At 45.0% G+C, this 11,240-nt stretch carries 10 protein-coding genes; 7 read left to right on the top strand and 3 right to left on the bottom strand.

Annotated features, from left to right (window positions below; genetic code table 11):
- Positions 1-127 precede the first annotated feature (127 nt).
- The 3 genes from CLV31_RS21250 to prmC all read right to left on the bottom strand — a co-directional run bounded on the left by CLV31_RS21250 (position 128) and on the right by prmC (position 2,572).
- A complete protein-coding gene (locus CLV31_RS21250) occupies positions 128-529 on the bottom strand; it encodes a DoxX family protein (RefSeq protein ID WP_111395101.1) in 402 nt (133 codons plus the stop codon).
- A gap of 24 nt (positions 530-553) precedes the next feature.
- Positions 554-1,564: an IS30 family transposase gene (locus CLV31_RS21245; RefSeq protein WP_111395100.1), complete on the bottom strand. Its 1,011-nt coding sequence runs from the start codon at positions 1,562-1,564 to the stop codon at positions 554-556.
- A gap of 102 nt (positions 1,565-1,666) precedes the next feature.
- The gene (gene prmC / locus CLV31_RS21240) at positions 1,667-2,572 is read right to left on the bottom strand and encodes a peptide chain release factor N(5)-glutamine methyltransferase (protein WP_245943464.1); all 906 of its coding nucleotides are present in this window, start codon (positions 2,570-2,572) and stop codon (positions 1,667-1,669) included.
- On the opposite strand from prmC, the gene CLV31_RS21235 reads away from it, so the two are divergent.
- The 7 genes from CLV31_RS21235 to CLV31_RS21205 all read left to right on the top strand — a co-directional run bounded on the left by CLV31_RS21235 (position 2,553) and on the right by CLV31_RS21205 (position 11,219).
- Positions 2,553-3,347 carry a hypothetical protein gene (locus tag CLV31_RS21235; protein ID WP_111395099.1) on the top strand — a complete coding sequence of 265 codons (795 nt, stop codon included), beginning with the start codon at positions 2,553-2,555 and terminating at the stop codon, positions 3,345-3,347. The genes prmC and CLV31_RS21235 overlap by 20 nt on opposite strands.
- Before the next feature lie 55 nt (positions 3,348-3,402).
- Positions 3,403-4,590: an RsmB/NOP family class I SAM-dependent RNA methyltransferase gene (locus CLV31_RS21230; protein ID WP_111395098.1), complete on the top strand. Its 1,188-nt coding sequence runs from the start codon at positions 3,403-3,405 to the stop codon at positions 4,588-4,590.
- Between the two features lie 58 nt (positions 4,591-4,648).
- The gene (locus tag CLV31_RS21225) at positions 4,649-5,101 is read left to right on the top strand and encodes an ABA4-like family protein (protein ID WP_111395097.1); all 453 of its coding nucleotides are present in this window, start codon (positions 4,649-4,651) and stop codon (positions 5,099-5,101) included.
- Positions 5,079-5,852, top strand: coding sequence for a hypothetical protein (locus tag CLV31_RS21220; protein WP_111395096.1), 774 nt, complete (start codon positions 5,079-5,081; stop codon positions 5,850-5,852). The genes CLV31_RS21225 and CLV31_RS21220 overlap by 23 nt, the downstream gene beginning before the upstream one ends.
- 137 nt (positions 5,853-5,989) lie before the next feature.
- On the top strand, positions 5,990-7,468 hold the full coding sequence (gene guaB, locus CLV31_RS21215) for an IMP dehydrogenase (RefSeq protein ID WP_111395095.1): 1,479 nt from the start codon (positions 5,990-5,992) through the stop codon (positions 7,466-7,468).
- A gap of 122 nt (positions 7,469-7,590) precedes the next feature.
- Positions 7,591-8,631, top strand: coding sequence for a quinone-dependent dihydroorotate dehydrogenase (locus CLV31_RS21210; RefSeq protein ID WP_111395094.1), 1,041 nt, complete (start codon positions 7,591-7,593; stop codon positions 8,629-8,631).
- Between the two features lie 53 nt (positions 8,632-8,684).
- The gene (locus CLV31_RS21205) at positions 8,685-11,219 is read left to right on the top strand and encodes an FtsK/SpoIIIE family DNA translocase (RefSeq protein ID WP_111395093.1); all 2,535 of its coding nucleotides are present in this window, start codon (positions 8,685-8,687) and stop codon (positions 11,217-11,219) included.
- Positions 11,220-11,240 lie beyond the last annotated feature (21 nt).

Below are 11,240 nucleotides of genomic sequence, written 5' to 3'. Positions count from 1 at the left end.
CTGGTCAAAAAAATAGAGACCGAAAATCTAAAATCGGGCTCTATTGCGCAAAAACGGCTGTCCATAAATAGAAAACCTATTTATGAGACAGCCTCATTTTTAGGGAAATCTGCCAATTAAATTTTAGTTAAATCGAGTTTTTGGATCTAAGCCAGTAGTCAACTGAAAACTTCCCGCTGCCTGCCATTAGAATGCCCAAAAAAACGGCAAAATAAAGCAGTGGTAACTCTTTTTTAGCAAATGGATCGTCCCAATGAGCATAAAAGGCAGCAACCAACATGGTCATCATCAATGGAATAGTTGCCCAGCGGGCTTTAAATCCAATCATAACCAAACCAGAACAGAGGACCTCTGCGAAAATGGCCATTCCAAGACTGATTTCGGGTCCTAAGCCAAAGGGATCGGCAAATTTCACCGGGCCTTCACCCAAAAGCCTCCCGATTTTTGGAATGCCGTGGGTAAGCATCATTCCTCCCGCAAGTAGTCTGATGAGCAATAGGCCAAAATCATTTAATGATATAGTTTTCATGTTTGTGATGAATTTGAGCCGTGTTCAACTTATAAGTGCAACACCTAATTTTTGTTTGAGTTTTTGTATTGGACTAAGGTAATTAAACTTTCTAACGGGTCTGTTATTGATTTTAGCTTCGATTGCTTGTATTTGTTCTGTTGAGATTTCATTGAGGTCAGTTTTTTTAGGTAAGAAAGCTCTAATCAATCCTATTCTGTTTTCGACAGTTCCTTTATCCTGCGAAGTATACGGCCGAGTAAAGTAGGTTGGGATATTGTATTTGTCTCGAATCAAGTGATGGTTTGCAAAAGCCATGTCATTATCAAAGGTGATCGATTTGAAAAAGGAAGGCCCAATCCTTTCGATTCGCTTAGCTAATTTCTGTTCAATAGCATCAGCATTCTTACCGGATAATTTCTCCATAGTGGTAATCAGGGTAGCCCTATCTACCAAGACCAGAAGAGCAGACTGGTGGTTCTTACCCATCATCAGATCGACTTCTATATCGCCTATTCGCTCCCTTAGGGCTACAACAGCAGGTCGTTGTTCAATAGGCACTCTTTCCTTTATGATTCCTCTGGAATCTCTGTAATTGCCTCTTTTTCGCTTTCTTTTCCCATGGCGGAGGCATTTATAAAGCTCCCGATCTCTGGTCAATGACCAATGCTTACTTTTCTTGGCTTTCCAAATCCATTGATAAATGGTTTCATGGGACACGCCCGGGTTTCCATCCAATTCCCATTTGGCAGCAATCAATTCCGGACTCAGTTTTTCCTCCTTGAGCCAAACTCGAGCTTGTTCCTTTAGCTCAGCCTTGAAACGGATATTCTTGGGTTTAAGCTTATGCCGTTCATCGGTTCTGTTTTGAGCGACACGAGCGACATATTCACCCGCATTGCGCCCGCGTAGACCCGTGTTCCGACGAAGCTCCCGACAAATGGTGCTTTTATGAACTCCTAAAGCTCGGGCAATACCGGTCTGAGTCACCCCTTGTTTGATTAAAATTTCGATTTGGTACCTTTGCTCTGGGCTGAGATGATTGAATTTCTGCATGACAACACTAATTTAATTCTTCAGCCTAAGGAAGGAAGCCTAGGCTTCCTTCCTTAAACCTTTAGTGTTGCACTTATTACTTGAATCTGGGTGATATTGAATTTAATTCCAAGTCGCAGTGATCATCCTTTCTTTTCCATTAAGATCAGAATGGACGGTTACTCGGTCGTAACCTTGTTTTTCCAAAAGCTCCTTTATTTCCTTCGCGGCTTTTTCATAAATCTCAAAATACAGGCGCCCACCTTTTTTCAGCAGACTTTTTCCTTTTTCTCCAATCACCCTATAAAAAATCAAAGGGTCTTCGTCAGGCACAAAAAGTGCCAAATGAGGCTCAAAATCCACCACATTCCGGTGCATTTCGGATTGATCTTTTTGGGGGACATAGGGTGGATTTGAAACCAATACGTCCAATTCCGAAATGGCTGGATGGTCGGAAAGGATATCACAATTCAGGAAGTTAACTACCGCATGTAACTTTTTTGCATTTCTTCTCGCTACTTCCAATGCCCTCTCCGAGACATCCAAACCATATACTTTCGCTTCCTTCATTTCGAGAAAAAGTGTGATCGGAATACATCCTGTGCCTGTACCGATATCCAAAATCTTATTTCCTATTCCGGGATTTTCCTTGATAATCAGGTGTACCAGCTCCTCGGTTTCGTTTCTTGGGATTAAAGTTTCTTGGGTCACTTCAAATTCCCGACCGTAAAATGGGCCATGCCCAAGAATATATTGGATGGGTTCGCCTAATTTGAGTCGTTCAAAATCATGAATCAGCCCACTCGGTAAAGTGTCTTTTTCAAAAAATCGGACCATATCCACTCTTCGCAGTCCTAAATGATGCTCCAGCAACCAATTGACCAAGGTTTCAGCTTCCGAGCTAGGATAAATGTTAAGTTCTTGAATCCAAGCATTAACTAGGTCAGAATAAGTCATGGGTTGTAGCGAAGTGGGATGGGACAACGTAAAGGTAGAAACTCCATTTCCCATGCAAAAACTTATACTCATTCTTGCGGCATTTTTCATCTCACCCATAGTGGGACTCGCCCAGTCTAAGGTCTGGCTAGACCTGGATGGAGTATATTGGCAAAAATATGGCTTGGAAACATACGGGGATGTCAATAGCCTCTTTAGCGGCACGGTCAAATCTTGGCTCGGATTAAACATGGGAAAATCCTGGTCGATGGGCCTCATGGGTGATTATTCTTCCTATCGTTCTCAGGAGCAGGATTTTGCTGTGCAATTTCCCGTCTATGCACCCGCACGGGACGAAAATGGAAACCTTGTGGTAACTGGCTATCAATCTGAGATCTTTCAATTGGCCAGGAAAAATGAAGGTATGTCTTTTGGACTTTTCCTCAGAAAAGACATCGCTTTGGGTCAAAAGACCTCCCTAAATCTGAGCTTTTTTGGACTGGGTGGAGGAAAACAAAGCGGTCAGTTTGAGGTCTATCCGGGCGCTCTTCCTTCTTGGAGTTCTTATTATCCCTGTCTTAACTGCTTGAGTGTGGTTGCCGGTCCTTTTATTTCGGATTTCGAAGAATCCACTTGGAGATTCGGGATGGATTTGGGTTTTGCTTATGAGCTGAAGACTTGGCTTTCGCTCGGGCTTAGGGCCAATGCGCTCCAGTTTGTGAAGTCCAGCATTACTCCGATTACTAACAATCCTGCCGATAGCACTTGGATCCCCATTTATCAGTTGCCCTATGGGGACCGTCACGAATTTGGCTCCGGAGTAGCACGGGAGGGAGTTCGTTTTTCTGTGCAGTTTAGGCCATTTTAGTGCGGAAAAGGGAAGCTCAGCAAATCTCCCTACCTTTGTGTGAGAATCAGTCACCATGAAGTTACACAACAACACCATCCGCGGAGTGCATACCGCCTTGCAAGCTATTTTTGAAGAAGGTCAATACGCAGATAAAGTTATCGAGCGAACGCTCAAGTCCAATCCAAAATGGGGAGCAAAGGATAGATCATTCATTGCAGAGACGACCTATGAAATGGTGAGATGGTGGAGGCTGATCAGACACCTCAGCCCTTCCTCGAATTATTGGGATTTGTTTGGTACCTATTGGATCATGCAGGGAAATGCACTTCCGGATTGGGAGGAATTTGAGCGGCTTCACCCAGAAAAGATTAAAGGGAAATACGAGGCAATCACTGATCCAGGCCTGCTCGAATCCATTCCGGAGTGGCTTCAAAAGCTGGGATCCAAAGAATTGGGCGAAAAATGGGAGCCCGAAATCCATGCGCTCAATGAAGAGGCGGAAGTGGTGCTTCGGGTTAATACCTTAAAAACCACCCGGGAGAGGCTAAAAAACCGATTGGCTGAAGATGGAATTAATACCTACATCGTCAAGGGGTATCCGGATGCTTTGATTTTAGATGAGCGGCAGAATGTATTTCGACATCCAGCTTTTAAAGAAGGGCTTTTTGAGGTGCAGGATGCCAGTTCTCAGTTGGTTGCAGCGGCTTTGGCAGTAGAACCGGGCATGAGAGTCATCGATGCATGCGCTGGTGCGGGTGGGAAGTCCTTACATTTGGCTGCCTTGATGGAGAATAAAGGAAAAGTGATCTCCATGGATGTGGAGGAGTGGAAGCTGCAGCAAGCCAAACTCCGTGCTAGAAGAAATGGGGTGTCGATCTTTGAACCGAAAGTGATTGAGGGTACCAAAACCATTAAGCGCCTGAAGGAATCAGCAGATCGTTTATTATTGGATGTGCCTTGTTCAGGACTGGGAGTGCTACGCCGTAATCCCGATACCAAGTGGAAACTTTCGTTGGAATCCATAGAAAAAGTGCAGCAAACCCAACAGGAAATTCTCCAAACCTATCCTTCAATGCTGAAAAAAGGAGGGCAAATGGTCTATGCCACCTGTAGTATTTTGCCTTCAGAAAATGAACTTCAGGTTAAAAAATTTCTGGAAAGCGAAGCCGGAAAAGAATTTGAATTGATCGAGGATAAAAAAGTTCTGGCCCAAGAGAGTGGATTTGACGGGTTTTATATCGCCCGACTGAGGAAAAAATAATCTTGCATCTTCCTATAAATCAGCATTATATTCTTATTTTGAGGAAATTTTCCTCAGAATGGGTCTTGAAATTGTTTTTTCTATTGCCAATAGTACAGCGCTGATTTGCTGGCTTTTTCTCTTTGTCTTTTATCAAAAAAGATGGGTTTACCGTGGGCTCTTCTCCATTGTTTTTCCACTGATGGCCTTCCTGTACCTTTTTTTCATTTTAAGAGGAATAGGAGGTGAAAGTAGAGGGGGGGTTGACTCTCTGGCCAATGTCAAGCTGCTTTTTTCGGTCGATGAAGCGGTATTGGCAGGCTGGATTCACTATTTGGTTTTTGATCTGTTTGTTGGGATGTGGATCAGTCAGGACGCCGATAAAAAGGGAGTTCATCGGTGGATGCTTCTTCCATGTCTTCTATTGACCTTAATGCTTGGCCCAGCTGGATTGTTGCTTTATTTTTTGATTAGATCAGGGTTCAATCGAAAGCTAATCCAAGACCCCTATGCTGAAAATTTGGTACACTGAGCTAGAGAGGCGCAATTTGCTGCTTGCCAAGTCTGGGGCCTTTTGTTTTCTTTTAGGGGGTTTTGTTTTATTTCTTCCATGGGTTGATCCGAGAGTTCTCTTGGGTCAATTTGTTTGGATCAAGCCCGCCAAGTTTTTCTTTTCTGTTGGGATTTATTTTTGGACTTTGGGCTGGTTGTTAGATCATATTCAAGATCCTGATTGGGTCAAAAAAATAAGTTGGACAGCCTGGTCCATGATGTGCATCGAACTCGTCATTATCACCTATCAGGCATCCCTGGCAAAAATGTCCCATTTCAACAACCAAACCCTTTTGGACGGGGTATTATTCGGTATTTTGGGATTGGCGATCACCATCAATTCTTTGCTGGTGATTTGGATTTTGATTCGCTTTTTTCGGATTCAGAATCTGCCAAAAGGATATTTGTGGGCAATTCGGCTTGGGATTCTGATTTTTTTGATCGCTGGATATCAGGGGTTTTTGATGGTTTCGCTCCGTCAGCATATTGTTGGAGCACCGGATGGGCAGGATGGATTGCTATTCCTGGGGTGGGCTAAATCATTTGGAGACCTTCGGGTTTTCCATTTTCTGGGTATTCATGCCTTACAGCTTCTTCCTTTATTGGGATGGTATCTTTGGAGAGATCGTCCTGTCCCAGTCATTTTGACCGGAGTTATATACTTTCTGTTATGCACCCTTACCCTGTGGCTGGCGCTATTACAAAAAGGAATGTTCTCTTGGATGGGCTGATTTTTCCAAATCCTATTTCAATTTTTTAAACTATTCATGGGTGATTCCACATTTATTTTTGTTTTTCTCTGGCATGGCATTGGTTTTTGTGTGTAACTTTGACGGGCAAATAGGGTTACCTACAACCAATATTTGCCATGAATCCAAACTCCTCGAAGTTTCTTTACGAAGCACTCACCTACGACGATGTGCTTCTCGTCCCAGGTTATTCCGAAGTTCTCCCCCGCGAAACCAACACTTCCACCTGGCTTACCAAAAAAATCCGACTGAACATTCCTTTGGTTTCCGCTGCCATGGACACCGTGACTGAGGCCGAACTGGCTATTGCCATCGCGCTTGAAGGTGGTTTGGGCTTTATTCATAAAAACATGTCCATCGAGAAGCAAGCTGCCCAAGTGCGTAAAGTGAAGCGCTCCCAGGCAGGGATGATTCTCGATCCGATCACATTGGATATCAATTCCAGAGTAAGGGACGCCGAAGCCATTATGCGTGAATTTCACATCGGAGGGATCCCTGTGGTGGACGAAAACAAAATCCTTAAGGGCATCATCACCAACCGTGACCTTAGATTTATCAAAGATCCCAATAGATTGATCCGTGAGATCATGACCAGTGAAAATCTGATCACGGCCAAATCAGGGATTTCGCTGGAACAGGCAGAGGAAATCCTGCAGGAGTACAAGATCGAAAAACTACCGATTGTCGATGAAGACTACAAGCTGACAGGCTTAATCACTTACAAGGATATCCTTAAGAGAAAAGACAAACCCCATGCCTGCAAGGATGAATTCGGAAGGTTAAGGGTTGGTGCAGCAGTGGGTGTGACGGCAGATATCGTAGAGCGGGTAGAGGCTTTGAAAAATGCAGGAGTGGACGTGGTCTCTATTGACACGGCTCACGGTCATTCCAAAGGGGTGATTGATACCTGTCGAAAAATCAAGGCTGCATTTCCTGACTTGGAAGTGATTGTTGGAAATATTGCAACTCCGGAAGCTGCCATTGCACTGGCCGATGCCGGTGCCGATGCGGTAAAAGTAGGTGTAGGTCCAGGTTCTATCTGTACTACCCGTGTTATTGCCGGTGTGGGTGTTCCACAGCTTTCGGCAGTATTTGAATGTGCAGAAGCCCTAAAGGATCGGGGTGTTCCGGTCATCGCTGATGGAGGTATCCGCTATTCCGGTGACTTGGTCAAAGCGATTGCAGCCGGAGGTAGCTCGATTATGATCGGGTCTTTGTTGGCAGGTACTGAGGAAGCCCCCGGAGAGATGATCATTTACGAAGGAAGAAAATTTAAGTCTTATCGAGGCATGGGTTCTTTGGAAGCTATGGAGTCCGGTTCAAAGGACCGCTACTTCCAAGATGCTGAGGACAATATCAAAAAGTTGGTGCCTGAAGGAATCGTTGGACGTGTGCCGTACAAGGGAATGGTTTCTGAAGTCTTGTACCAATTGGTGGGAGGCTTGCAGGCGGGCATGGGTTATTGTGGTACCAAGACCATCGAAGACTTGCAGAAAAATGGAAAGTTTGTAAAAATCACCACTGCTGGTGTAAAGGAATCTCATCCGCATGATGTGAGCGTCACCCGCGAAGCTCCAAACTATAGTTTGAAATCCTAATCATTCGAAACCGGCTCTCAGGAGTCGGTTTTTTTATTCCACATTGGTTTCATATACACTTACTTTCCAAAAATTCAAGCATCAATCCCTAACTTTGGGATTCCTACCAAATCCACTTATCGGTGTATAAATCCCTGCTCAAACCCCTCTTTTTTCTCAAGAAACCTGAAGACGCCCACCATTTCACCTTTGATCTGACCAAATTGACATTCAACCTGCCAGTCATCCATTCCTTGGTGAAATTGAATTTTGAATTGGAAGATCCCCGTTTGGAGCGTGAGGTGTTTGGATTGAAGTTTAAAAATCCGGTAGGCTTAGCTGCTGGCTTTGATAAGGATGCCAAGCTGATCGATGAGATGGCCATGTTGGGTTTTGGATTTATTGAAATCGGTACCTTGACTCCAGAACCTCAGGAAGGAAATCCTCAGCCCCGCCTTTTCAGACTTCCTCAGGATGAAGCGCTGATCAATCGGATGGGTTTCAATAATGGGGGAGTAGCTGAAGCGGTAGAGCGATTGAAAAAACGAAAGTCAGATGTGATTGTAGGGGGGAATATTGGTAAAAACAAGGTGACCCCCAACGAAAATGCGGTGGATGATTACCTCTATTGCTTAGAAGCGCTTCATCCCTATGTGGACTATTTCGTAGTCAATGTGAGTTCGCCAAACACGCCCAATCTCCGGGATTTGCAGGAAAAAGAACCCTTGAAGCAATTGCTCTCTGCTGTAAAATCGGCAAACGATCAAAAAGTCAAACCCAAACCTATTCTTTTGAAAATTGCCCCTGATCTCACCGATGGGCAACTGGATGACATCATTGATATCGTAAAAGAGACCCGAATTGATGGAGTCATCGCGACCAATACCACCATCGACCGTTCGAAATTGAGCACTTCAAGGGATCAAGTGGAAGCGATCGGAGCAGGTGGGGTAAGCGGAAAAGTCTTGGCAAAAAGAAGTACCGAGGTGATCCGATACCTGCATCAGAAGTCCAAAGGGGCATTTCCGATCGTGGGAGTAGGCGGGATCTTTTCTGCAGAAGATGCTATCGAAAAACTGGAAGCCGGAGCGAGCTTGGTCCAGGTGTACTCGGGCATGATTTATGAGGGACCCAGTCTGATCAAAAAGATCAAGAAAGGACTTCTGGCATATTTTTCCCGGTAAGTTGGCTTTCTTCGGCCTTTTGGCTAAACTTATTTTCGTACTTTCAACCCTAGATGGCATCAGATTCACCCAAATCCAATACTTTTCGTAAGAAATCCGAGAACACCAAAAAGGCTCCTTCCGAACCTAGGAAGCCGCTGTTCTCTGTTGGCAAGATCGATACCCGACAGCTCGGACTCACGTTTGGGATCATTCTGATTTCGATCAGTATTTTCTTGTTTATTGCCTTTGTATCCTACATGCTCAATGGGCCTCAGGATCAAAGCTTGGTCATGAACAATCCCGATCAGGAAATTCGCGAATCTGCCAGAGAGTCAAAAAATTGGGTAGGCTATCTCGGTGCTCAGGCCGCAAATTGGATGATCTATCGGTGGTTTGGTATAGCAGCCTTCCTTTTTCCTCCATTTCTTTTCTTGTTAGGGTTTAAGTGGACATTTAAGTTTTCATTGGTATCGCTGACTCGCTTTGCGGTTTTTTCCCTGTTTTTCACCGCTTGGTTAGGCTTGTTGACAGGATATGCTGTCATTTTGGTGGAGGGATATTCCTATTGGAGTTTCCTTTCCGGAGGCTTGGGATATGAATTGGCCAAGCTTTCCCATGATTTTCTGGGGATGGGCACTTTTATTCTCATTGCAGGTGCGTTTTTGATTTTCGTGGTGCTGTTTTTTGGTATTCAACAGCTGAATTGGTTTTCTCCGAAAGAAAAAAGCGAGGAAGATCTGCCACTCGAACCAAAAGCTGGAGGCAAAGCGCCAAATCCCTTTTTGGATGAGGCTGTGGAAAATGAAGAAATTGAGGAGGAAGAATTTGTGGATGATGGAAGTGAATGGGAAGTAAAAACTGCCCCCATCGACTTGGATAATAGTGTGCCTGAGTCAAAAGGGACTACTCCCCTGACATCTTCACCTGAACTTTCATTTACTTACCCGGAAGAGGATCTAGCCGAAGAGGAGGATATTTTCGACGTACCCCAAGTCAATCTTTTGGATGAGGGAAGTTCCGCTAGATCTTCTAAGGAAGGAAATTTCACGGTGCAAAAGGCTCCCGAACTCGAGAAAACTGCCGAAGAAGTGGAGAACTTGGACCCGTATGATCCTACCTTGGATTTGCCGAGATACAAATATCCTACCCTCGATTTGCTCAATGAGTATGATGTCAAGAAGGTGACTGTTTCCCGTCAGGAACTGGAGGAAAACAAGGACAAAATCGTCACCACACTGGAAAATTTTCAAATTGGGATTCAGGGTATTCAGGCTACGATCGGTCCCACGGTGACGCTGTATGAAATCGTCCCCAATCCTGGGGTAAAGATTTCCAAAATCAAAAATCTGGAAGACGATATTGCCCTGAGTTTGGCGGCATTAGGCATCCGTATCATTGCCCCTATTCCGGGTAAAGGAACCATCGGTATCGAGGTGCCCAACAAAAACAGGGAGTTGGTGCCTGCACGGGCTGTTTTGGGAACTGAAAAGTTCATGAAGTCCGATAAGGATCTTCCTATTGCATTGGGTAAAACCATTTCCAATGAAGTCTTTGTGGCGGATTTGGCCAAAATGCCCCACCTCCTGATGGCCGGTGCCACGGGTCAGGGTAAGTCGGTAGGGTTGAATATGATTTTGGCTTCCCTGATTTACAAGAAGCATCCATCCCAACTCAAATTTGTCCTAGTCGATCCTAAAAAGGTGGAATTGACGCTGTTTAATAAGATCGAACGACACTTCCTCGCCAAGCTCCCGGGATCGGAAGAGGCCATTATCACCGATACCAAAAAGGTCATCTACACGCTCAATTCCCTTTGTATTGAGATGGATAATCGGTATAACCTATTAAAAGATGCGGGCTGTCGAAATCTCAAGGAATACAACGCCAAGTTTATCGCCCGAAAGCTGAATCCGGAAAAAGGGCATTATTTCATGCCTTATATCGTACTGGTGATCGACGAGTTGGCTGACTTGATGATGACGGCTGGGAAAGAAATCGAAGCGCCGATTGCCCGATTGGCACAGCTGGCACGGGCGATCGGGATTCACTTAGTGGTTGCTACGCAGCGTCCTTCGGTCAATGTGATCACGGGTATCATCAAGGCCAACTTCCCCGCCCGACTTTCATTTAGGGTGACCTCCAAAATCGACTCCCGTACCATTCTCGACGCAGGAGGTGCTGATCAACTGATTGGTCAGGGGGACATGCTCCTTTCCCACGGTTCTGAAATGACACGAATCCAGTGTGCCTTCCTCGACACACCAGAGGTAGATCATATTTGCGATTGGATTGGAGAGCAAAAGGGGTACTCTTCTGCCTATTTGTTGCCAGAGTTTGAAGGGGAAGATGGAGATGGATCGGCAAAAGACATAGATCTAGCCGATCGTGACCCTCTTTTTGATGAGGCAGCACGGCTGATTGTGCTCCATCAGCAGGGAAGTACTTCTCTGATTCAGCGCAAGCTCAAGCTAGGCTATAACCGAGCTGGTCGAATAGTGGACCAATTGGAAGCGGCAGGAGTAGTCGGACCCTTTGAAGGATCCAAGGCCAGGGAAGTGCTCATTCAGGATGAAGCCAGTTTGGAACGGTTATTGAATAGTTTGTAAGCGCTGCTTTTCCCAGTTCCG

This window comes from Algoriphagus aquaeductus (assembly GCF_003253485.1).
Lineage (GTDB): Bacteria > Bacteroidota > Bacteroidia > Cytophagales > Cyclobacteriaceae > Algoriphagus > Algoriphagus aquaeductus.
This window is presented reverse-complemented; position numbering and strand designations above follow the sequence as displayed.

Excerpts from the sequence above, each read along its gene's own strand:
- CLV31_RS21250 (WP_111395101.1), bottom strand. The coding sequence starts at position 529 with ATGAAAACTATATCATTAAATGATTTTGGCCTATTGCTCATCAGACTA.
- CLV31_RS21235 (WP_111395099.1), top strand. The coding sequence starts at position 2,553 with ATGCAAAAACTTATACTCATTCTTGCGGCATTTTTCATCTCACCCATA.
- prmC (WP_245943464.1), bottom strand. The coding sequence starts at position 2,572 with ATGAGTATAAGTTTTTGCATGGGAAATGGAGTTTCTACCTTTACGTTG.
- CLV31_RS21205 (WP_111395093.1), top strand. The coding sequence starts at position 8,685 with ATGGCATCAGATTCACCCAAATCCAATACTTTTCGTAAGAAATCCGAG.
- CLV31_RS21225 (WP_111395097.1), top strand. The coding sequence starts at position 4,649 with ATGGGTCTTGAAATTGTTTTTTCTATTGCCAATAGTACAGCGCTGATT.
- guaB (WP_111395095.1), top strand. The coding sequence starts at position 5,990 with ATGAATCCAAACTCCTCGAAGTTTCTTTACGAAGCACTCACCTACGAC.
- CLV31_RS21220 (WP_111395096.1), top strand. The coding sequence starts at position 5,079 with ATGCTGAAAATTTGGTACACTGAGCTAGAGAGGCGCAATTTGCTGCTT.
- CLV31_RS21230 (WP_111395098.1), top strand. The coding sequence starts at position 3,403 with ATGAAGTTACACAACAACACCATCCGCGGAGTGCATACCGCCTTGCAA.
- CLV31_RS21245 (WP_111395100.1), bottom strand. The coding sequence starts at position 1,564 with ATGCAGAAATTCAATCATCTCAGCCCAGAGCAAAGGTACCAAATCGAA.